Source organism: Neobacillus endophyticus (assembly GCF_013248975.1).
Taxonomy (GTDB): domain Bacteria; phylum Bacillota; class Bacilli; order Bacillales; family Cytobacillaceae; genus Neobacillus; species Neobacillus endophyticus.
In genome coordinates this window covers 469663-493807 of the sequence record NZ_JABRWH010000001.1, presented here as the reverse complement: position 1 = coordinate 493807, position 24145 = coordinate 469663, and the positions used below count along the sequence as shown (strand labels likewise).

The 24145-nt window shown below is 34.8% G+C and carries 22 protein-coding genes; all 22 read left to right on the top strand.

All coding sequences use genetic code 11. From position 1 onward, the window contains the following. Positions 1–4: 4 nt before the first annotated feature. The 22 genes from HPT25_RS02415 to HPT25_RS02310 all read left to right on the top strand — a co-directional run bounded on the left by HPT25_RS02415 (position 5) and on the right by HPT25_RS02310 (position 24112). The gene (locus HPT25_RS02415; RefSeq protein ID WP_173059420.1) at positions 5–745 is read left to right on the top strand and encodes a YveK family protein; all 741 of its coding nucleotides are present in this window, start codon (positions 5–7) and stop codon (positions 743–745) included. Next, complete coding sequence (locus tag HPT25_RS02410; protein WP_312857259.1) at positions 723–1421, top strand: CpsD/CapB family tyrosine-protein kinase; 699 nt, start codon at positions 723–725, stop codon at positions 1419–1421. The genes HPT25_RS02415 and HPT25_RS02410 overlap by 23 nt, the downstream gene beginning before the upstream one ends. 86 nt (positions 1422–1507) lie before the next feature. Then, positions 1508–2272: a tyrosine-protein phosphatase gene (locus HPT25_RS02405; protein WP_173059417.1), complete on the top strand. Its 765-nt coding sequence runs from the start codon at positions 1508–1510 to the stop codon at positions 2270–2272. A 52-nt stretch (positions 2273–2324) separates the two neighbouring features. Next, entirely contained in the window at positions 2325–3527 is a 1203-nt protein-coding gene (locus HPT25_RS02400; protein WP_173059414.1) for a glycosyltransferase family 4 protein, read from the top strand. A 31-nt stretch (positions 3528–3558) separates the two neighbouring features. After that, on the top strand, positions 3559–4593 hold the full coding sequence (locus tag HPT25_RS02395) for a nucleoside-diphosphate sugar epimerase/dehydratase (RefSeq protein WP_173059411.1): 1035 nt from the start codon (positions 3559–3561) through the stop codon (positions 4591–4593). Positions 4594–4625: 32 nt separating this feature from the next. Further along, positions 4626–5738: a capsular polysaccharide biosynthesis protein CapF gene (locus HPT25_RS02390; RefSeq protein ID WP_173059408.1), complete on the top strand. Its 1113-nt coding sequence runs from the start codon at positions 4626–4628 to the stop codon at positions 5736–5738. A gap of 1 nt (position 5739) precedes the next feature. After that, positions 5740–6864, top strand: coding sequence for a non-hydrolyzing UDP-N-acetylglucosamine 2-epimerase (gene wecB, locus HPT25_RS02385; protein ID WP_173059405.1), 1125 nt, complete (start codon positions 5740–5742; stop codon positions 6862–6864). A gap of 56 nt (positions 6865–6920) precedes the next feature. Beyond that, positions 6921–7973, top strand: a complete 1053-nt coding sequence (locus HPT25_RS02380) for a glycosyltransferase family protein (RefSeq protein WP_173059402.1) — start codon at positions 6921–6923, stop codon at positions 7971–7973. Positions 7974–8039: 66 nt separating this feature from the next. Beyond that, positions 8040–9245 (top strand): glycosyltransferase family 4 protein, encoded by a 1206-nt coding sequence (locus HPT25_RS02375; protein WP_173059399.1) that lies wholly within the window; start codon positions 8040–8042, stop codon positions 9243–9245. Continuing rightward, positions 9242–10540, top strand: coding sequence for an O-antigen ligase family protein (locus HPT25_RS02370; RefSeq protein ID WP_173059395.1), 1299 nt, complete (start codon positions 9242–9244; stop codon positions 10538–10540). The genes HPT25_RS02375 and HPT25_RS02370 overlap by 4 nt, the downstream gene beginning before the upstream one ends. Positions 10541–10543: 3 nt before the next feature. Next, complete coding sequence (locus HPT25_RS02365; RefSeq protein WP_173059392.1) at positions 10544–11806, top strand: glycosyltransferase family 4 protein; 1263 nt, start codon at positions 10544–10546, stop codon at positions 11804–11806. A gap of 29 nt (positions 11807–11835) precedes the next feature. Next, positions 11836–12969: a glycosyltransferase family 4 protein gene (locus HPT25_RS02360; protein ID WP_173059389.1), complete on the top strand. Its 1134-nt coding sequence runs from the start codon at positions 11836–11838 to the stop codon at positions 12967–12969. Positions 12970–13088: 119 nt separating this feature from the next. Further along, positions 13089–14261, top strand: coding sequence for a lipopolysaccharide biosynthesis protein (locus HPT25_RS02355; protein WP_246277121.1), 1173 nt, complete (start codon positions 13089–13091; stop codon positions 14259–14261). Between the two features lie 45 nt (positions 14262–14306). Continuing rightward, positions 14307–15218, top strand: a complete 912-nt coding sequence (gene rfbA / locus HPT25_RS02350) for a glucose-1-phosphate thymidylyltransferase RfbA (RefSeq protein WP_173059383.1) — start codon at positions 14307–14309, stop codon at positions 15216–15218. Then, positions 15178–16296, top strand: a complete 1119-nt coding sequence (locus HPT25_RS02345; RefSeq protein WP_173059380.1) for a DegT/DnrJ/EryC1/StrS family aminotransferase — start codon at positions 15178–15180, stop codon at positions 16294–16296. The genes rfbA and HPT25_RS02345 overlap by 41 nt, the downstream gene beginning before the upstream one ends. Beyond that, a complete protein-coding gene (rfbB, locus tag HPT25_RS02340) occupies positions 16253–17275 on the top strand; it encodes a dTDP-glucose 4,6-dehydratase (protein ID WP_173059377.1) in 1023 nt (340 codons plus the stop codon). The genes HPT25_RS02345 and rfbB overlap by 44 nt, the downstream gene beginning before the upstream one ends. 148 nt (positions 17276–17423) lie before the next feature. Next, a complete protein-coding gene (locus HPT25_RS02335; RefSeq protein WP_173059374.1) occupies positions 17424–18626 on the top strand; it encodes an ATP-grasp domain-containing protein in 1203 nt (400 codons plus the stop codon). Between the two features lie 49 nt (positions 18627–18675). Next, positions 18676–19743, top strand: a complete 1068-nt coding sequence (locus HPT25_RS02330; RefSeq protein ID WP_173059371.1) for a lipid II:glycine glycyltransferase FemX — start codon at positions 18676–18678, stop codon at positions 19741–19743. A gap of 43 nt (positions 19744–19786) precedes the next feature. Then, positions 19787–20725, top strand: coding sequence for a beta-1,6-N-acetylglucosaminyltransferase (locus HPT25_RS02325; protein ID WP_173059369.1), 939 nt, complete (start codon positions 19787–19789; stop codon positions 20723–20725). A 12-nt stretch (positions 20726–20737) separates the two neighbouring features. Further along, positions 20738–21988: a type III PLP-dependent enzyme domain-containing protein gene (locus HPT25_RS02320; RefSeq protein ID WP_173059366.1), complete on the top strand. Its 1251-nt coding sequence runs from the start codon at positions 20738–20740 to the stop codon at positions 21986–21988. 19 nt (positions 21989–22007) lie between these two features. After that, complete coding sequence (locus tag HPT25_RS02315) at positions 22008–22988, top strand: ATP-grasp domain-containing protein (RefSeq protein WP_173059363.1); 981 nt, start codon at positions 22008–22010, stop codon at positions 22986–22988. Positions 22989–23014: 26 nt separating this feature from the next. Beyond that, positions 23015–24112, top strand: a complete 1098-nt coding sequence (locus HPT25_RS02310; protein ID WP_173059360.1) for a lipid II:glycine glycyltransferase FemX — start codon at positions 23015–23017, stop codon at positions 24110–24112. Positions 24113–24145: the final 33 nt, after the last annotated feature.

The following is a 24145-nucleotide window of genomic DNA, read 5'->3' as shown; positions in this document are numbered from 1 at the left end:
GTTTATGAAAGATACCATCAGTTTAATTGTCCTTTTTAAAACACTTAAGAAGCGTTGGAAATTAATTGTGCTCATGATATTGGCTGCGGCATTAGGAAGTGGATATATTTCTTACTATTTTTTAAAACCTGTTTACCAAGCATCTACGCAAATCTTGGTTAATCAAAAGGATGCTAAGAATCAACTGGACTACACGTTATTGCAAGGCAATGTAAGTTTGATTAACACCTATAGTGAGATTATTAAAAGTCCGGCGATATTGGAAAAGGTTGTTAGGAAATTGAATCTAAAAGAAAATGCGGATGGGCTGAATTCACAACTGACAATTAACAGCCGCAATGATTCACAGGTATTTTCCATTGTCGTGGAGGATCAGGATGCTGCACAGGCAGTCAATATAGCAAATACGGTATCTGAAACTTTTAAAGAAGAAATCCCAAGTATTATGAGTGTTAATAATGTGAGTATTCTTGCAAAAGCAGAATTAAAAGAAAATCCTGTTCCTGTTAAACCAAAAAGGTCACTAAATATTGCTGTTGGGATTGTTTTGGGATTGTTAGGAGGGATTATCCTATCGTTTCTATTGGATTTTATGGACAATACACTGAAGGATGAACAAGATGTTGCAGAACTACTGGGAGTGCCAGTTCTGGGTTCCATCAAAAAAATGTCCAGGGTTGAGAAAAGGATGAGGACAAATACCAAAATGAAGGAAATGGGAAGTGAAACCTTTGTATCGAGATAGGAAAAAAAAGAGAAAAAAAAATGTTCACCTAGTTGCCCATTATAATTCAATATCCCCCATTACAGAACAATATCGGCTTATTAGAAATAACTTGTGCTTCTCTTCAGTAGATAAGCAAATCAAATCGATCGTTATAACATCGCCTGAAAAGGGAGACGGAAAATCTACAACAGCAGCCAATTTGGCAGTGGTCCTGGCACAACAAGGGAAGAAGGTATTACTTGTAGATACAGATTTAAGGAAACCATCTGTTCATTATGCCTTTCATGTAAGTAATATGATCGGACTTACAGATGTGCTAACAAGGAAAATAGAGTTGGATCGAGCCATTATGAAAACATATATTCCGAATTTGGATATTCTAACATGCGGAACGATCCCGCCTAATCCTTCAGAACTATTAAACTCAAAAACGATGGAATACGTTATGGGAGGGCTTAGCCTAAATTATGATTTTGTGGTGTATGATACTCCGCCAATCCTAGTTGTCACAGATTCTCAAATTATGGCGAATAAATGCGATGGTGTGGTATTGGTAGTAGCAAGCGGTAAGACCACAAAAGATCAGGCATTGAAAGCAAAAGAACTACTGGAAAAAGCAAATTCAAATTTGCTGGGTGTAGTTGTAAATGGTGTAGAAAATAAAAAAGGAATCTATTACGGTCAATACAGTTAATATCGTTTATAACTATCACATTGCGGACGAAAAAATGTATCTGAATGAAGCAAAAATCTATTTAAGAATAAAAAGGGTGCTCGATTGTGATTGATATACATTGTCACATTTTACCAGGTCTTGATGATGGCCCTAATAATATGTATGAATGCCGTGAAATGGTGAATTTCGCAGTAAAGTCAGGAATTAAACACTTATTTGCAACACCACACCATAGAAATGGCCAATATGAAAATGTCAAAAATAAGATTATGAATCAAGTAGCGGAATTAAACGAGCTGCTTTTAAAAGACCGTATTCCGCTTACGATCCATCCAGGTCAAGAATTAAGAATTCACCGGGAAATATTTGCATCTCTTGCAATGGACGAAATATTGACTCTTGATAACAGCGGGAAATATTTATTATTGGAGCTCCCTTCAGGTGAAGTTCCCAGCTATACCCGTGAGGTAGTTTATGAACTTTTGGTAAGAGGGATTGTACCAATCATTGCCCATCCAGAGAGAAACCGGGAAATCATCAGAAATCATGATTTACTTTTTGAATTAGTCGAGGATGGAGCGGTGACTCAGATAACAGCTGGGAGCATCATCGGTCAGTTCGGAAAAAAGATAAAATCTTTTTCAGAAAAAATCATTGAGCATAAGATGGCACATTTTATCGCTTCAGATGCTCATAATGTTGGATCAAGAGGCTTCGTACTTCGTGAGGCATATGATGTGATTACGAAAAAGTTTGGGGTCCAGCGTACTTTTTATTTCCAAGAAAATGCTGAGCTTCTTGCAGCCAATCAATCCCTTTCCAGAGAAAAGCCGATCCCGATTAGAAAAAAGATATTGGGCATTTTTTAATTGTAATAATAATGAAGCGATATATTACGCAGCTTAGAGCGGGTGATTGTTTTTGAATGTATTATTTTTAACGTTAGCTAATATGGAGAATATCCATGAAAGAGGGATATACACCGATTTGGTAAGAGAACTGGCCAGCAGAGGCATAAACATCCATGTTGTTTTTCCAAGAGAGAGAAGGACAGGATTACCTACGGAATTACTAACATATGAAAACATAAAGCTATTAAAAGTAAAGACTGGAAATATCACGCAAACGAGCTTTTTAGAAAAAGGAATTGCTACGCTTAAAATCCAAAATCAATATCTGAAGGCAGTGAAAAAGTATTTTTCAGATGTACGTTTTGATTTGGTTTTATACTCAACACCTCCTATTACTTTTGAAAAAGTAGTGGAGTATTTTAAGAAAAACCACAAAAGCAAAACGTATTTAGTCTTAAAAGATATTTTTCCGCAAAATGCAGTGGATATTAATGTAATGAAAGATGGGAGCTTGATTTGGCGATATTTTAGAAATAAAGAAAAGAAGTTATATGAAGTATCTGATATGATTGGCTGCATGTCCCAAGGAAATGTGAATTATATATTAAAACATAATCCTTTTGTGAAAAAGAATAAGGTAGAGATATTCCCCAATTCTATTAAACCAATTGAACGACTAAGAAACACGATTTCCAAAGATTCATTCTATGAAAAATATAATATACCTCCAGGCACCGTTTTATTTCTTTATGGAGGAAATTTAGGTAAGCCTCAGGGAATTGATTTTTTACTGAAAATAGTCGAATACTTCCATCTTGTTAATAATGGCTATCTATTAATTGTAGGCGAAGGCACGGAATATGAAACGATTAGGAATTTTATTAACAGAGAAAATCCTAAAAATGTGGGTCTTTTCAAAAAGCTTCCTAAACATGAATATGATCAGTTACTGGAGGTCGCGGATGCCGGTTTAATATTATTAGATCACAGATTTACGATTCCTAATTTTCCATCCAGACTAACTGCCTATATGGAGTATTCCTTGCCAATTCTGGCGGCAACAGACTGCAATACAGATTTAAAAGACATCATATCCGAAGCAAAATGCGGATTTTGGTCGGAAAGCGGAAATGTGGCTGATTTCATTTATCATGCGAATAAGCTGGCAAAAGACCAAAGGCTGCGAAATCAAATGGGTAATAGCGCCAGGGATTACTTAGAAGAACATTATGACGTTACAAAAACGGTTAATACTATAATAAAGCACTTATAATGGTGCTTTTTTCGAAAGGGGATGCGCAAATTTGTTTGACGGAAAAACGTTGCTGATTACTGGAGGAACCGGCTCCTTTGGGAACGCTGTTATGGAAAAATTCCTATATTCTAATGTGAAAGAGATTCGAATCTTTTCTCGTGATGAAAAAAAACAAGATGATATGAGAAAAAAATATAAAAATGATAAACTCAAGTTTTATATTGGGGATGTCAGAGACTTGGCCAGTGTAAAAAACGCCATGTATGGTGTCGATTACGTTTTCCATGCTGCTGCCTTAAAACAAGTGCCTTCCTGCGAATTTTTTCCTCTTGAAGCAGTAAAAACGAATGTGCTGGGGACAGATAACGTTCTATCAGCTTCTATTGAATATGGAGTAAAAAAAGTGATCTGTTTATCAACAGATAAAGCAGCATATCCCATCAATGCTATGGGAATATCAAAAGCAATGATGGAAAAAGTATTTATTGCAAAATCAAAATCTGTTTCTCCGGATCAAACATTAATTTGCGGTACTAGATATGGAAATGTGATGGCTTCACGCGGATCTGTAATCCCTTTGTTCATCGAACAAATTAAAACTGGTGTTCCTCTAACCATTACAGATCCTAATATGACCAGATTTCTCATGAGTCTGAAAGAGGCTGTAGAGTTAGTGGAATTTGCTTTTAAAAATGCAGAAGCGGGAGATATTATGGTTCAAAAAGCGCCTGCCTGCTTAATTGGTGACTTGGCCCAGGCATTAATTGAATTGTTTAATGCAGAAAATGAAATAAAAGTGATTGGAACCCGTCATGGTGAAAAGCTGTATGAAACCCTTCTTACTAGGGAGGAATGTTTAGGTGCTGAAGACCTTGGCGACTTTTTTAGAGTTCCAGCGGATAAAAGGGATTTAAATTATGATAAGTATTTTGTCGAAGGTGACAAAAGGCTTTCCTTAAAAGAAGAATATAACTCGCATAATACCCAAGTTTTAAATGTTGAACAGATTAAAGAGAAATTGCTTGAACTAGATTTTGTTCAACAGGAGTTAAAGATTTTAAAGGAAACGGTCGAAACCTTTTAAGAGAATTTTATTCCGGAGGGGCATGATCAATCGTGAAAATACTAGTTACTGGAGCAAATGGGTTTGTAGGAAAGAATCTTGTGGCTGAATTAAAAAATAAAGGATACAACGAAATTTTCAAGGTGACAAGAGAAACGGATTACTCCCGATTAGAAGCATATACAAAGGAATGTGATTTTGTCTTTCATTTAGCTGGAGTCAATAGACCAAAAGACGAAGAAGAATTTATGGAGGGAAACTTCGGCTTTACCTTATCATTACTAGAGCTATTAAAAAAACATCAAAATCAATCACCAGTACTGATTACATCCTCTACGCAGGCTGCCATGGAGAATCCATATGGCAAAAGCAAAAAAGCGGTAGAGGATTTATTATTTTCTTACAGTTTAGAAATGGGCGCGAAAGCGTTAGTTTATCGGCTGCCAAATCTTTTTGGAAAATGGTCGAGTCCTAATTATAACAGTGTAGTTGCTACATTTTGTCATAACATTGCCAGAGGAAAGGCCATTCAGGTGCATAATCCGGACACTGAGTTGACATTAGCTTATATCGACCATGTCATCGCTGAATTTATACGCGCTCTGGAGGGAAATGAGACGGTGTGCGGGGAGTTTTGCATGGTGCCGGTAACTTATAGGATTACCCTCGGAGAACTGGCAGATAAGCTTTATTCCTTCAAAAATAATCGTGAATCATTGGTTATGCCGTCTTTAGAAAATGACGTAGATAAGGCACTGTACAGTACATTTTTGTCTTACCTGGAGGAAGATGATTTTTCTTATAAATTAAAAAAGAATGTGGACCATCGGGGCTGGCTGGCAGAGTTTATTAAGTCTGAATCAGGCGGTCAAATTTTTATTTCTAAAACAAAGCCTGGTGTAACACGGGGAAATCATTGGCACCATACAAAGGTAGAAAAATTTCTTGTGATTCAGGGCGAAGCGACCATTCGATTTAGAAAGATTGATAGTCATCAAATACTTGAATATAAAGTGAATGGTGAAATTCCTGAGGTAGTGGATATTCCTCCGGGTTATACACATTCCATTGAAAATACCGGAAAAGAAGATGTAATCACCTTATTTTGGGCTTGTGAAGTCTTTAATCCGGAAAAGCCAGATACTTATTTCTTGGAGGTAAATTAAAGTGGAAAAACTGAAGGTCATGACGATTGTCGGAACAAGACCTGAGATTATCAGACTATCAGAAGTAATAAAGGCGTGTGACCGATATTTTCATCATGTTCTGGTTCATACCGGACAAAATTGGGATTACACCCTAAATGAAATCTTTTTTGAAGAATTGGGCCTAAGGCAGCCCGATTATTTTTTGGGAGTGGTTGGAGAAGATTTAGGTGAAACGATGGGAAATATCATCACCTCCACCTACAAAATTTTTAACCAGGAAAAGCCAGATGCCTTATTAATTTTGGGGGATACCAATAGCTGTCTAAGTGCCATATCGGCTAAACGCCTAAAAATACCCATTTTTCATATGGAAGCAGGCAACCGCTGCTTTGATCAAAATGTACCCGAGGAGATTAATAGAAAAATAGTTGATCATATATCAGACATTAATCTGGCCTATACAGAACACAGCCGGCGGTACATGCTATCAGAAGGAATCCGTAAAGAACATATCTTTGTAACGGGATCGCCAATGAAAGAAGTATTACTCAAAAACATGGAGAGAATTCAAAGCAGCACGATTCTCGAAGAATTAAAACTTGAAAAGGGTAAATATATTCTTGTTTCTGCACACCGTGAGGAAAATATTGATAAAGAAGAGAACTTCTTTTCACTAATGAACGCAATCAACACCATTGCAGAAAAGTACCAAGTGCCTGTAATCTATTCTACACATCCGCGCAGCTGGAAGAAAATAAAGGAAAGGAAATTCTCGTTTCATCCATTAGTCAGACAGCTTCAACCATTCGGTTTTTTTGATTACAACCACCTGCAGCTGAATGCATTTACTGTTCTCTCCGACAGCGGGACACTGTCTGAAGAATCCGCCATTCTTGGATTTCCAGCAGTTTTAATTAGAACATCAACGGAACGCCCAGAGGTACTGGATAAAGGGACTGTAGTGATCGGAGGAATTACGGAGAAAAAAATCGTTCAGGCAGTGGAATTAACAAGAGCCATGTGGCTGAATGAAGAGAAAACTTATGTAGCAAATGATTATCAGGACGAGAATGTTGCGACGAAGGTTGTAAAGATTATTCAAAGCTATACAGAGATTGTTAATAAGGTAGTTTGGAGAAAATAAGAGATTTGATTTTCCAGCTGCCTTTTTAAATTCAGATGTTTTGGAAGGGATTCCTTATGAAGATAGCATTGATTTGTCCAGCAAACACTCTCTTCATGCCCTATGTAGAGAACTATAAAAAGATTTTGGATGAAAATAAAATGGATTATGCGATTATGAACTGGGATCGATTTCATCTTGAATCAGTACAATCCGGTTTCACTTATCGAGATATGAAAAAGGGTCATCAAAGAAGCTTATATGATTATTATAAATATAAGACATTTGTGATAAAAAAGCTAAAAGAAAACCGCTTTAACAAAGTAATTGTTTTTGGACTGCAATTAGCATTTTTTTTAAGAAAATACTTAAATCGTCATTTTAAAGGAAACTATGCAATTGATATTAGAGACCATAATAGAATCATTGATATATTTAGTTTGAAGAACGTTTTGGCAGGCTCGGCCCTAACAGTCATCTCCTCTCCTGGGTATAAGCATTTTTTGCCTGAGAGCGAAGACTATGTCATAAATCATAATACACAGATCGACTCATTAAAGGAACTGAAAAAAACGGATGTGAACCTTAATAAGGAAAAGCTTAAAATATCTTGCATTGGAGCAATTCGAGATTACGATGTAAATATTTCTTTCATCAATGCCCTAAAAGAAAATAACAAGTTTGAATTGTTCTATCATGGGGAAGGAAATATAAGTGATCGTTTAAAAGCCTACATCCAAAAAGAAAAAGTCAGCAATACCTTTTTAACGGGCAGATATGAAAAAGGACAGGAAGAAGATTTGTATTCGAACAGTGATATGATCAATGTTTTTCTTGATACGAATGGGATCCACAATAAAACACTATTGCCCAATCGTTTATATCAATCTGCTAAGCATAGAAAACCTGTGATTTCCTTTGCCGGCAGCAGCTTGGCAGACGAAATCAAGGAATATAATCTAGGGCTGGTCATTGAATCTTTAGACCGTTTTGAGGTTTGTTTAAAGGAATATATCTCTAATTTTAACAAAGAAGAATATGAAAATGGGATAAATTCTTTTTTTACTAAGGTAATCGATGAAAATAAGTACTTTAAATCAAGACTCGAGCAGTTTTGTCAGGATGGATGAAAATCATTTCATGATCCATTTCGAACGTCAGAAGAAAACTTTTATAAATAAAAAGGATAGATTTTGATGAATATATTCTATGTGTCAAGTACATGCTCTTCGCGGAAGTTTAAGTCATTATTCGAACAAAGCAAGGCGAAACCTCAACAGCAAATTCAAAAATTTCATCGTTTATTTATAAAAGGATTGGAACAATTAAATAATCGATTATGTATGATGTCGGTTTTACCCATTAATAAATATAGCAGTGATAAAAAATGGTTTGGAAAAGAAACAGAGACAGAGGGGAATATACAATATATTTATTTACCACTTGCCAATTTTCCCATTCTTAAGCATTTGCTCATTTTTATTACTGGTTTTATTACTTGTTTAACCTGGGGGATTAGAAATAAAAGAAATTCACCTGTACTCATCTGTGATGTATTAAATGTTACAAGCTCCATCTCAGCTTTATTGGCTTCTAAATTGTTGAGAATAAAAACAGTCGCAATCGTAACCGATATTCCCGGTTTTATAAAAGAGTATTCAAGAGAAAAACATTCTGGTTTCAAACGTTTGATATCTAAGATTTATGAGTTAATCTGTCACTTTTTTATGTACAGATATGATTCATATATTATTTTAACAGAACAAATGAATGAATTAGTGAATCCTAAAAACAAGCCATTCGTCGTTATTGAAGGAATGGTAGATATAGATATGGGGGACATTTCGAATAAGTTAGAAGAAAAGTATGAAGAAAAGGTCATTCTTTATGCAGGTGCCCTTTATGAAAAATATGGTGTTAAAAAATTAATTGAAGCATTTATGAATACGAAATGTGAAGATGCGAGATTATGGTTATTCGGATCAGGAGAGATGGAAAACGAGATCAAAGAATATGAGAAAGCGGATCATCGGCTTAAATATTTTGGAGTTTTACCAAATGAAGTTATCGTAATGGAAGAGCTAAAAGCGACATTACTGGTTAATCCAAGGCCTTCGCAGGAGGAATTTACAAAGTATTCATTTCCCTCTAAAAATATGGAATACATGGCATCAGGAACACCTGTTTTAACAACAAAACTTCCGGGAATGCCTAAAGAGTATTATGACTATATTTATCTTATTGAAGATGAAGGTGAAGAAGGAATGGCAGAAGCATTAGAGCTTATTCTGTCAAATCATAAAATGGACTTGTTTCATAAAGGGAAAATAGCCAAGGAATTTGTTTTAAAAGAAAAAAATAATAGGATCCAAGCAAAAAGATTTATGGAGACATTGTTATGAATGGAAATCAAACTTGGAATTCTAGGTTTCAAACTGCTAATGACCAGCTTCAGTATCTTAACAAGTGGTTAATTATATTTATGTGCATTTGGGTCATTTGGCCGTATATTAACTATAAAGCAGGGATTTATCCATTCTTTGCCTTAACGGCAGTGTGGCTGCTCACTTTGGACTACAGGTGGATCCTTAAAGGCTGGTCCTTGGATATGATCCTGTTTATTATTTGGATACTGACCTTTGTTCCTTACCTTGTAACAGGTAATTTTCATTATGGGACGATGGATGAAAAAAATGTTCTGACAGCTTTTGTATTATTTAATTTTGGGATATTTATTAATCATTATTATATGTACTTTGATAAAAATGAAGTGGTCTTAGGAAGAATGGTCTTGTTTTCCATGCTTTTTTATTTTATTGGTGCCATTCAAACCTATTTAGGGTTAAAGAAATATCCTCTTGCTGCAAGAGAATTGGCAACTGGTAATGGTCTATTACAGGATACTTATGTATCATTGGGCATTGGGGGATTTGGATTTGTCTATAGTGCCCTAATCCTAAATATTCTTCTTTTGTATTTTGTTATTAAAAAAACAGCAGAGGTTCAAAAAATATATAAATGGATTTGCTTCGTTTGTTTTGCGATGATTTCCATGATGCTTATTACAGCTTCGTACACGACTTCCTTGTTGCTATTATTTATTGGAATTATTTTCGTTCTATTTATTAAAGGGAAGTTAGGCATTATTTCCAGTGTTATTTTGCTTATTTTATTTTTTCTGCTATTCTCAAGCCAAGTCATTGGATATTTCTTAATCAATGCCGCTCATTTGTTTGAAAACAATCAAGTGATTAATTCGAAGTTATTAGATTTAGCGCAAGGTTTTGTAGGAGGGGGCGTCGGTTCACAAACCTCCGGCAGAGGCCATCTTTATTTAGCTTCTTTAGAAACTTTTTTGAAAAATCCCTTATTCGGCATATATGGACCATTTAACAACAGTCTGAATTCTGAAGTAGGCGGCCATTCTGGATGGTTTGATTTAATGGCGTATTATGGATTATTTGGATCACTACCGCTTTTTGGAGTGATCTTTTTGCAGTTTAAAAAACAATTAAAATATTATTCCAATCATCCATACCAGCAAGTGATCCTGGCTGCCCAAATCATATTCATCGTATTAGGCTTCATAAATCCTGTAACTTATATTTATCAAATTGGATTTGTACTATTTGCAATAGCGCCAGCACTGCCATTCTTACCATATGCATTTCAAGGGACACTTCCAGAAAGGGAATAACGGATGAATATATTATGGGTTACAAATGCGGCATTACCTGAAGCAAGTTTATTAATGAATGAGGAGCCTTTCCTGTTTGCCGGATGGCTGATCAATGCAGCCGAACAGTTGAAAAAAGAAGAGAATATAAGACTAAGTATCGCCTTTCCAAAAGGCGGAATAAAAGAAATAAACGTATTAAAAGGTCAGGCCGTAGATTATTATCCTTTTACTCCTATTATTGGAAGTGAAAAGGAAATGATCGATAATCAGGATTTCTTACATATTATTCATCAGTCGAAGCCTGATCTTGTCCATATTTTTGGAACAGAATATCCTCATACTCTTGCGATGGTGAATGTTTGTAAAAAAAAGAACATTAAATGTGTCATTTCCATTCAAGGACTTGTGTCATTTATTGCGAAACATTATTTGAACGGATTGCCTGAAAAAGTTCAGAAACATTTTACTTTTAGGGACATTATTAAACTGGATAACCTGAAGATCCAGCAAAAACGCTTAAAAAAACGTGGAGAATTTGAAGTGGCGGCTATTTCAAATGTCAATCATGTTATAGGGAGGACGACCTGGGATCAAGCTTGTACTGCCATTATAAACCCAAGAATTCAATACCATTATTGTAATGAGACACTTAGGGATGAATTTTATCGGCATAGCTGGAATCTAGAGAGCTGTGAAAAGTATTCGATATTTTTAAGCCAAGGTTCTTATCCTGTCAAAGGCCTGCACTTCATGCTTGAAGCTATGCCCATCGTTTTAAAAAGATTTCCAAATGCAAAATTATATATTGGCGGTCCAGAATTGACAAAATCAAATAGTTTTAAAGAAAAACTGAAAGTTTCCAGCTATGGAAAATACATAAAAGACTTAGTGGAAAAGCATCAGCTTCAAGAACAAGTGGTTTTTACAGGTGCGCTTAATGAAAAACAAATATGTCAGAGGTACTTAAAATCGAATGTTTTTATTTGTCCTTCAACGATTGAAAATAGCCCAAACTCACTTGGTGAAGCCATGATACTTGGCGTTCCAGCCATTGCAGCAGATGTTGGAGGTATTGCAGATTTAATAAAACACCGTGAAGAAGGCTTTGTGTATCAACCAGACGCCCCTTATATGCTTGCCCATTATATTTGCGAAATTTTCGATAACGATCAGCTTGCAAAGGAATTTTCTGAAAAGGCCAAACGAAAAGCCGCAAGATTACATGACATTGAACAAAATAATATGAGGTTGCTAGAAATATATCAAAACATAAATGGTGAATAAAGTCAGCATTTTTGAGGTGAGTATGTAGTATGAAGAAAAAATTAGTCTTTATTAGCAATATGGCTGCACCCTATCAAGTAAAGTTTTGTTATTCATTGCAGAAATATTTTGACGCGGAATTTTGGTTTTATGTCAAAAGGGAGCAAGATCGTCCGAAATGGTGGGAAATACCTTTAGGAGATAAATGCAGGATTTTGAAATTTTCAGGCTCTATTCCTTACGTAGGCTATTATTCTTTTGGGGTCTTTGCCGAACTCTTACGCTTTAATCCAGATATTATATTACTTGGCGGGTTTATGAATTGGCATTGGCTGATTTTAAAATGGGCAAAAATTTTCAACAAAAAAGTAGTGATTATGAGTGAACCATTAAGAAATGTGAAAAGTGAAAGAGATGACTCGAATTTGTTGCTAAACAGGGATACTTCTCCCCAATTAATAAATAAATTAAGAAAAAGATTTTTTAACGCTGATTTATATTTAGGAATGGGGAAAGTGGCAGCAAAACAATTTGTTCAAGAAATAGGGTTTGATGAAAAAAAAGTATCCTCTACCATGTATCCTCAAGACATAGAAGCCTACTTTGATCACCCGTTAAGAACGGGGAAGAAAGAGCAAGATTATACCCTTCTTTTTGCAAATAGGTTAGTGGATCGATATCAACCATTATTTGCATTAGAAGTATTCATGCTCCTAAAAGTAAAATATCCACATTTGAAGCTGTTGATGAATAATGATGGCCCATTAAAATCAGCTTGTCTAAAGTATATCGAGGATGAAAATATAAAGGATGTAAAGTTCCTGAAAGAGATAGACTCATGGAACAATATGCATTTAATTTATAAAAATGCCGATATATTAATCCTTCCAGCAACATATTCGAATGGAAATGGAACGATTATAGAGGCAGCAGCTTCAGGAATGGGGTTTGTTGTCAGTCAAAATATTAATCATATGCAGAAGTATGCTAAGAATGGAGAAAATTGTTATATTTGTGACTTGAGCACACAATCTTTTGTTGATGCCATTTCCAACTATATCGAAGCACCTGAATTACTTATGAGCCATGGGAAATTAAGCAGAAAGCTAATAGAAGATAGAAAAAACGAATATACGTCAAAAGAATATTTCGAAATTCTGGAAAGGTACGGATTAAATTGTTAAACCTTCAAACCGTAATAAATAAATATGCGATTAATTTCAAAAATGCAATTTATTTTTTATTGCCCTCCGTTATAGGGCTTTTGATTAATTTGGTTACTTTTCCTATATTTTCAGAAAAAATGAGTTCGTATGATTTTGCTGTGATGGGCTATTACGAGGCAATTGGTCAACTGTTTATTCCTATCATGAATCTTTCCTTTTATTCCTTTTATATGAAGGATTTTTTTAGTAGAACAGATGAGGAAAATGAAAGAATCATGGCCATACTAATTAAATTTTTATCTTTAATCAATTTGGGAATTATTTTTGTAGGGACCTTATTGTTACTTTTGTATTTCCAATTGGCAAAGGTCACGTTTCCTATTTATCCGTACGCCATATTAACCTTATTCTCTTTATATTTTAGTGTGTATAGTTCTTTCTTAGGTCTTCAATATAAAATGAACAAAGAAGGCCTTAAATTTTTTGCCATCCAAATCATTAATACCATTCTTCCGATCGCTTTTGGATTGTATCTCGTCATTCAGCTGAAATTAGGTGCGGAAGGAAGAATGATGGGAGTACTTTTAACCCAATTTATTTTGGCTGTTTTGGTTTTTAAAATGAATTTTATAAAGATAAAACTTGATTTCAATATTATTAAAAAAGCCTTATCTTTTGGTTATCCGCTTATTATCATCGCATTTTTGGATATTCCTTCTCTCTATATAGATCGAATTTTATTGGAAAGATTAAAAGATGTAAACGCATTTGCATTATACAGTATTGGGCTGAAATTGTCGGGTATTGTATTAATGCTGGGCTCAGCCATCTATCAGGCATTTGAGCCTGACTTTTACAAGTTTGTTTCTCAAAAAAATAAAAAGGGCTTTATTCAAATCTCTGGTTTTGTCTATGGGTTTTTATTAGTCGTTACTATCTTATTCTCACTTTGTGGTAAACTGATTATTTCATTATTAACAAGTAATCGTTACACTGGTGCCTATCAGTTTGCAAATTTGATGGTTTGGAGTAATTTTTTACTATTGTTTTCCTACGCATTAACAGTCATTCTAATTGTCCAAAACAAAACGAAGCTGCTCCTATATCGTAAGATTATGATTGCTGTCATAGGGGTAGCCTGTTTTATCACTTTCATTCATTATGGGGGATTTATAGGTGCCTGTTATGCAAAAATTATAATCAACCTATTAAATAGCGGGATCCTGCTTTATTACATTGTTGTATCAAGAGGCGGCGTAAAGCTAATTCATCAGTTAAGATTCAAAAAAGTAAGGAAACATCATTTTTAATTTCATGTAAATGGTCAAGTAACCTATTAAATAAGGGTGATATGAATGAAAGGCATTATTTTAGCAGGCGGAAGTGGAACAAGGCTTTACCCGATTACAAAAGCTGTTTCAAAACAGCTTTTACCGATTTATGATAAACCGATGATTTATTATCCCTTATCTGTCCTCATGCTGTCCGGAATCAGAGAAATTTTAATTATTTCCACTCCGAAGGATATGCCGTTGTTTAGGGATTTACTTGGGGATGGATCTAATTGGGGAATAAAACTTGAATATGCAGTGCAAGAGCATCCGCGGGGGCTGGCGGATGCTTTTATTATTGGCGAAGAATTTATTGGCAATGATAATGTCTGCCTTGTACTAGGAGATAATATATTTTTTGGGCAAGGATTTAGCCCTGTTTTGAAAAAGGCTGCAAATTTGGAAGAGGGCGCAATCATATTTGGCTATCAAGTCAAAGATCCGGAGCGTTTTGGTGTAGTGGAATTTGATCCTTCCTATAATGTCCTGTCAATAGAGGAAAAACCAGCTTTTCCAAAATCCAATTATGCTGTAACGGGGTTATATTTTTATGATAACAGCGTTATAGAAATAGCTAAAAATTTGAAACCATCCAATCGCGGCGAATTGGAAATCACCGATATTAATATAGAATATTTAAGCAGAAAACAATTAAAAGTACAGCTTCTTGGCCGTGGATTTGCCTGGCTGGATACTGGGACATTCGAGAGTTTCCTGGCTGCTGGGCAATTTGTGGAAACGATTGAAAAGCGTCAAGGATTTAAAATAGCTTGCTTGGAAGAAATAAGCTACCGGAACAAATGGATTTCATCTGAAGAAGTACTGTCTAGAGCGATAACATTTAAAAATGATTATGGTACTTATTTACATGATTTAGTGTATGGGAGGTTTATAGATGATTCCAGTTTCACAGCCGTTTCTTCCGCCAAAGGATGAATATAATGTCTTGATTTCAAAGATCTGGGATACAAAATGGCTAACCAATAATGGGATGTTTGTTCAGCAGTTGGAAAAAGAGCTCTTGGAGTATTTAAATATTTCCTCTCTGCATTATGTTAATAATGGTACGGTTGCCCTGCAGCTGGCGCTAAAATCCTTGGATATTAAAAATGAAGTGATTACCACTCCATTCTCCTTTATTGCGACGACGACATCCATCCTTTGGGAACATTGTGAGCCAGTATTCGTTGATATTGACCCCAAGACGCTATGTATGGATCCTGAGAAAATAGAAGAAGCCATTTCAGATAAGACAGAAGCCATCTTAGCCACCCATGTATTCGGGATCCCTTGTGATGTAGAAAAAATCGAAGAAATAGCCAAAAGGCATCATTTAAAAGTGATCTATGATGCTGCACATGCTTTCGGTGTCAAATACAAAGGTGAATCTGTGTTAAAGTATGGTGATCTCTCTACCATTAGTTTCCATGCCACAAAGCTTTTTCATACGGTGGAAGGTGGTGCCATAGTCAATAATACGGGAGAAAAATTAGACCACCAAATTACCTTATTAAGAAACTTTGGCTACGAGGGAGAAGACTATATCACTGCCGGGATAAATGCGAAAAACTCGGAGTTCCATGCGGCAATGGGGTTATGTAATTTAAAACATATAGATGAGATCATCATGAAAAGAAGAATCATTACAGAAACATATGAGCAATTCTTAGGAAATAGGCTGGAAAGACCATTCATTTCGAATGATATTCAGTACAATTATGCCTATTATCCAGTCATTTTTGAAACGGAAGAAGAATTGCTATTTATAAAAAGTAAATTAGAGAGAAATCAGATTATGACCAGAAGGTATTTTTACCCATCTCTAAACAAAATACCATATTTAAAAAATACTTATTCCTGCAAGATTTCCGAATCTATTGCAAAAAGAATTTTATGTTTGCCGCTATATAGCGATCTGCACTTGGATGATGTGGAGAATATCGCAAAACTAATGACAGGAGAGTCAAGAAATGAACTTACTTATAACGGGTGGAGCCGGATTTATCGGTTCTAATTTTGTTCATTATCTTCTAACGAATCACGAGGATATTCGCATTGTAAACCTTGATAAATTAACCTATGCAGGGAACCTAGATAATCTTCAATGGGAAATGGATGATAAACGCCATACGTTTGTGCATGGAGATATTTGTGATCATGCTCTTGTAGAAAGTTTGTTTGAGAAGTATCGCATAGAAGGTGTCATACACTTTGCCGCGGAGTCACATGTTGATAATTCTATTAAAAATCCGTACTCATTTGTGGAAACAAATGTACTGGGAACCACAATATTGCTCGATGTGGCTCGAAAGTATTGGATGGAAGGTATTGGTCTTTATAAACAAGGGTTTGAACACGCACGATTTCATCACATTTCTACTGATGAAGTCTATGGTTCACTGGAGCAGGATGGCTTTTTTACAGAAAAAACGCCATATGCCCCGAATAGTCCGTATTCAGCTTCGAAAGCTTCTTCTGACATGATTGTCCGAAGTTATTTTCATACATACGGCATGAATGTCGTAACAACAAATTGCTCGAACAATTATGGACCAAACCAACACGCGGAAAAACTGATCCCGACTATTATACGAAAGGCAATGGCATTAGAATCCATTCCAATCTACGGTAACGGCCAAAATATTCGTGATTGGTTGTATGTGCTTGATCATTGCAGGGCAATTGAGAAAGTATTTTTTAAAGGGAAGTCAGGCGAGACCTATTTAATTGGCGGTCATAATGAAAAGACGAATAATGAAATAGCTGCCATCATTTGTGACATTCTAGATAAACTTGAACCTATTAAAAACAATCATAATGGAATCTTCAGTTATAAACAATTAATTGAGTTTGTTCAAGATCGGCCCGGCCATGATTTTAGATATGCAATCAATGATGAAAAGCTAAGAACAGAATTAGGAGTTCAGATTGAATATTCCTTTAATAAAGGGATTGAAAAAACGATATTACATTATCTAAAGAAATATAGGTAATAAAAAGTCATCTAAAAATTCCACATTCTCTGTAACTAGACTAGAAGTTTACATAAAAGAAAAATGTTTATGCAATAGAGATAAATTATTTTTCACCCTTCAAACAACCTATCAAATTGAAAAATCTACGTTAAAGAGGGAGTATACGATGAAAAAATTGATGATATTAGGTGCTGGAATTTATCAGGTGCCTCTCATTAAAAGAGCGAAAGAAATGGGCCATTATGTCATTGTTGTAAGTATAAATGGAAATTACCCGGGGTTCCCATTTGCGGATAAAATTTATTATCAAGATACAACAGTCGTAGAAAAAGTAATTGAAATTGCCAAAAAAGAAAAAATAGATGGAATCTGTACAACAGGAACGGATGTTGCCCTTTTAACGGTAGGCAGTGTTATTGAGGAGTTGAAACTTACTGGAATATCATCCAAATCGGCATTGTTAGCTACGAACAAATTAGAAATGAAACAGCGTTTTATTGAAAATGATGTTTGCACTTCGAAATTTATGAAGTGTTCTTCGGTAAACGATGCGATTCATGCCTTTGAAACCTTGAATAAACCAGTTATTTTCAAGGCGGTTGATAATTCAGGAAGTAGAGGAACGATCAAAGTTGAGACAATAAATGATGTGAGAAAAGCAATGGAGGCTGTAATGAATGTTACTAAGCTTCCTTATTTTATTGTAGAAGAGTTTATAGAAGGAATTGAATTCGGAGCACAAGCATTTATCTATAATCATGAACTGTCGTTTATACTCCCTCATGGTGACATGGTCTTTTGTAAGGATGGAAAAAGTGTTCCGATCGGACACTATGTTCCCTACAACATATCAAGGAATGTAATGAATGATATCCATATACAATTGGAAAATAGCATAAAGGCATTAGAAATTAATGATAGTGCTATTAATGCAGATTTTATCTTAAAAGATGACAAAGTGTATGTTTTAGAAATAGGAGCAAGGGCGGGAGCTACATGTCTGCCAGAGATGGTTTCAGCCTTTTACGGATTTGACTATTATGAACAAATGATCAATACAGCATTAGGGGAGCGTCCTGAATTTATTTATAAGGAGCAAACCCCGTGTGCAGTTGAACTTATTATTTCTGAAAAAAGCGGGATATTAGATCATATAGAAGAAGTCAATATTACCCCCAATCAAAAGATCGATTTATCTTTTGACGTAAAACCAGGAGACGAAATAAGAAAGTTTAATGAAGGAAATGATCGGATTGGCAAAGTGGTTATTAAAGGGGAAACAATCGAAGAGGCGTTTGATTTATTAGATAAAGTAAAATCCGGCATTGAACTGAAATTTTCTAAATCTATTAAGCTGGTTGAAAATTAGCGTTTTATTTGGAAAGGGCAATAAAAATTTTAAAAAGTGGTGACGGAAGTTGGAGATACTCCATAAAGCGAAAGAGGAAATAAAATACAGTTGCGTTTTAGGACCAGACGACAACTGGAACCTATATATTAAAAGATTCTCCCATTTAGACATTTACTATTCCAGGGAATACCTTCAATTATTTGCAAAAGAACAACATGGTATATCGGAAGCCATCTATTACGAGAATGACGATGGAAAAGTATTTTATCCCTATATTAAAAGGGAGATTCAGATAAAGGAAGGGTATTTTGATACCATTACTCCATATGGATATGGTGGTCCAGTTTTGGAAGGAAAACAAACTGTTATGAAGGAATTTTATGACTGTTTTAAGGCGTATTGTCTGAAACAAAATATTATTACAGAAACAGTCTGTTTACATCCTTTGCTGAATAATGTGAATGACATCAAAGATGTGATGCCGGTTGACTTTCTTCGCAAAACAACAGCAGTTGATTTAACGCTCCCATTAGATGATATTCGTCAGAATTATTCTTCCAATAATAGGCGAAATATACGGAAAGCAATTAGAGAAGGAGTCCAGGTTACGGTTACAAACAAAAAGGAAGACATCATACGGTTTAAAGAATTATATGATGAGACGATGGACCGAAACAATGCGTTAAGCTTTTATTACTTTGATAAAGAATATTTTTTCCGGCAAATGGAAGATACCGCATTAAGCAAATCGTATTTATTGACAGCAAAATATAATGGAAAGATGATTAGCGGCATTTTATTGATCATCGGCCAAGAGTATGCCCATTGTCATTTAGTGGCATCGAAAACAGAGTTTTTACATTTAAGGCCCAATAATTTGTTATTTGATTATATGATTGAATTTTCCAAAACAGCGGGTGCAAAAGCTCTTCACCTTGGCGGAGGCTACAAAGATCATGACAGCCTTTTTAGGTTTAAAACTTTGTTTTCAAATAATAATAATTTCGATTACTATCTTGGAAAAAATATTATCGATCAGAAAATATATGATGAACTATCCCAAGCTGCTTTGGCCCATTCTTCCGCAGAAAAAGGGGAAAGGAGCTTTTTTCCTCTATATAGAAAGATTGATTAAGATAGAAAAAGAAAAGGATATCATGAGATTGAAGGGATAGTAAATGAAATCTCCGCTTAAAACGGCTTATATTTTACAAATCCACAAGAACCCTGAACAGGTAAATAAATTCATTCATCAGCTGATCTCCCAAGACCATGCAGATGTATTTATTCATATTGATAAGAAAAACTATGAGCCCTTAAAAGGAAAATTGATCAAAAGCCCGAATGTGAAAATTTTACAAAATAGTATTAACTGCAACTGGGGTGATATAAGTCAAGTAGATACTACGATTCTTTTGATGAAAGAGGTATTAGCCTCTAGAAACAAATATGATTTTGTCTCCTTAAGAAGCGGGCAAGATTTATTGGTGAAAAATGGATTAAAGGAATTTTTAGTAAAAAACCATCAAAAAGTGTTTATGGATGTTAGACAAATTAATGAGAAACACCTAAGCGTGATCAAGATTAATTGGCCAAAAGTAACGAGAAAAAGGTACACTACGGCACATCCTTTTAGGATATATAGAAGAATGATTAATGATTTATTTGGCAAAGGCATCAATTTATTTCCCAATACAAACTATTGGCCAAATGAATACTCCTTTTATTGTGGCTCACAATGGTTTACGATTCCATTTGAGGTAGTACAATATATTGTTAAGTTTTTGGATGAAAATCAATGGTATTATAAATATTTTGAAAAAACCTTTATTCCTGATGAGTGGTTTTTTCAAACGATCATTATGAATTCACCATTTAAATCTGACGTTGTAAACAACAACCTATTGTATTTAAAAATGGGCGAGAAATTAAATGAGAGAAATTCTCCCTTGTGTTTAATGAGTAAAGATATTGGACTCATTGAGGAGACAAACCATTTTTTTGCCAGAAAATTTGATGACTCGATCGATCGCTCTGTTATCGAATATTTTACAAGAAAAGTAAGTTTTTCAGATAATAATGGTGCAAGGAAAACGGATAACATTTTAAAAGTATAAGGATGGGTTTGCATGTTTTTAAGCTGCCAGCAGATGAATGACCTTGAGCAAGAATTCGGATCTTCATTTTACTTACTGGATGTTCATAAACTAAGGAATAACTTCAATAAAATTGAAAATGCATTTAGAAATCGATATCAACAATTAATTATAGGCTATTCCTATAAAACAAACTATTTGCCCTATTTGTGCAAGGAGATGGCCAAGTTAGGAGCTTATGCCGAAGTTGTATCGAGATTAGAGTATGATCTAGCTCTGAAAATCGGCATGAACCCAAGCAAAATTATCTTTAATGGACCATTAAAAACGTACGATGATATCGAAACGGCTCTAAATGGGGAGAGTATTTTAAATATTGATTCACTATATGAAATTGATTATATAAAAAAATATTGTTTAAAGTATCCATACAAAAACGTAAAAGTTGGCATACGAGTAAACTTTGATATTTCTAATGGTGAAAAAAGTGATTTGCAAGAAGGGTATGAAATCAGTCGATTTGGCATCTGCATATCAAATGGAGATTTTGATTATGCGGTTAAAACCTTAAAGGAAATGGAAACTATTAAAATAGTTGGCCTGCATGGGCATTTTTCTACAAGAAACAGAAAGGTTGAAACCTATCAAAATATAACATTCGGGCTATGTGAATTAGCAAAGCAATATATCGAGGATTCGGTCGAGTATATTGATATAGGAGGGGGATTTTATGGCGAGTTGCCTTCTTCCTTTCAACTTCAGACACCGAGTTTTGATGACTATGCCGAAGCTGTATGTCATGTCATGAACACTCAATTTGAAAATAAAAGCAGCAAACCATATTTAATTATAGAACCTGGTATATCAATGGTGGCCAATGCATTTCATTTTATTTCAAAAGTAATAGATGCAAAAAGAATACAAGAGCAGTATTTTGTTCTAGTGGATGGCAGTGTACATAATATTAAGCCGACGATGCATAAAAGAAACTTGCCAATGCAAATAGTCAAACAAAATATGGAAGCCACTCAAACAGTTGCCTATAACATTGTAGGGTATACCTGTATGGAAAAGGATTACTTGGCATCAAATGTAGAAGGGGAATTACCGGTAAAAGGTGATTATATTATTTTTGAAAATGTAGGGGCCTATACCATTGTGTTTAATCCGCCATTTATTAAAGAGAGACCAAGTATTGTCGCTGCAGATGAAAATAGTTTTTTTATTGTACGGAAAAAAGAAAGTCTAAAGGAATTTTTCAACGAAGATCTTTATGTATTTTAATGGATAAGAGGGAGGATAAATGAATATTTTGTTATGCAGTGCCGGCCGAAGAGTAAAATTGGTAAGGTATTTTAAAGAAGAGTTAAGTAAGTTTGGCGGGAAGGTTGTAGCAACAGATTGTGATCCATCTGCTCCGGCCTTGTATTTTGCAGACCACGCTGAAATGGTTCCCCGAATTACTGATCCAACTTATATTGATCATATTAAACAAATATGCAAAAAGTTTGAAATCAATGCGGTATTAAGTCTAATAGACCCAGAATTAAGTTTGTTAGCAGAATATAAAGAGGAATTTGAGAGAGAAAATATAAAAATCATCATTTCAGATAAAGATGTTGTCAATATATGCTTTGATAAATACCGTACTTTTCAATTCCTGCAAGAACACAGCTTGCCGGCAGTACCGACTTATCAACAATTAAGTGAAATACTTTTTGACATTGAAAACAATCAGCTTCGATTTCCATTAATAATGAAGCCTAAAAACGGCAGCGCCAGTATGGGAATTACTATTATACATTCTCAGGAAGAACTTTGCTCTTTATGGAAGGATTCAGGTGAACTAATTGTTCAGCCATTTATAGAAGGAAGTGAATACGGGGTTGATTGCTATGTAGATTTATTAAGTTATAAGGCTGTTAATATTTTCTGTAAAAGGAAAATAAGAATGAGGGCGGGAGAAACAGATAAATCTGTAGCTGTAAACGATCAGGAGTTATTAGAACTGATTAATAAATTAGTGGATACGTTGAAACCAATTGGCCCTATTGATATTGATTGTTTTAAAACCGAAAAAGGATTTGTGATTTCTGAAATCAATCCGAGATTTGGCGGAGGATATCCGCATGCACATGAAGAGCGGCAAAACTTTGTTCGAAATATCATTCATAATTTAAAAGGTTTGCCTAATCAGATAGCTGTTGGCAATTATCCAGAAGGATCCATCATGATTAAATTTGATGATGTTATGGTTATAAACTCTACAAATCGAAGTCATTAAAATATATGTCAATGGGAGGTGATCATATGTATGAGGTTATCAGTTATAAAGATAAGAATAAGTGGGAAGAAAAGTTAAATCTACTGGCGAAAAAAGATATTTTTTACCGTCATGCGTATTCAAACGTGTATCAGAGTATGGGGGATGGGGATCCTCATTTATTTTATTATGAAGATGAACAAGGAAATAAGCTTTGCTATGTATTTTTTAAAAGAAAGCTAAATGGATTACCTTTCCTTGCTGAAGGAGTAGACCGCGATTTATACGATATTATCACGCCTTCATATGGTTATGGCGGCCCAATTTATGATGTGGAAGAAAAGCAGTTAATCAAAAATTTCAGAAAAGAATTTGATGAATATTGCCAAAAAGAGAATATCATTAGTGAATTCATTCGATTTCATCCCGTGCTTCAAAATAACAAGCATATGGAGGAGAGTATAGATGTTTCCTATGATAGGGAGACTGTTTTTATTGATTTGACAAAAAGTGAAGAAGATATTCTGAAACAATATCAAGCAAAACATAGAGGAAAGGTTAATAAAGCCATTAAGAATCAATTGGAGTTTAGGACTTTTAGAAATGAACAAGCATATGAACGAGTTGAAGATTTTTATCAATTATATAAGGAAACAATGGATAAACTGAATGCATCTGAATACTCCTATTTTTCAACAGAGTATATAAAAGGCCTTCTATCTGGTTTCTACGATCAGTCTATAATTGGTGCAGTTTTCTATGAGGATCAAATGATCGCTGCAACATTGTGTTTATATGAGGATGGAGTATTACATTATCATTTGGCTTGTTCTCAAAAACAATACTTAAACTTAGGATGTAACACGTTTTTACTACATAATGCAGCCCTCTGGGGAAAACAAAATGGGTGTCATACCTTTCATCTAGGCAGCGGACATGTAGGAAGAGACTCATTATTTCAATTTAAGTATCGATTTAATCCTGACGGTCTTCTTCATTTTAATATAGGAAAAAAAATTCATAATCCGTTTCAATATAAGTTCTTGCTTGAACAATGGGAGAAATATTATGAACAAGAAGCTCAAGAAAATTTTTTCCCTGCCTATAGGAGAATACCAAAGAAAGCTGACCTTTCTATTATTTAATCCATCAATAAAATACCATCCGTTCAGCAGGGG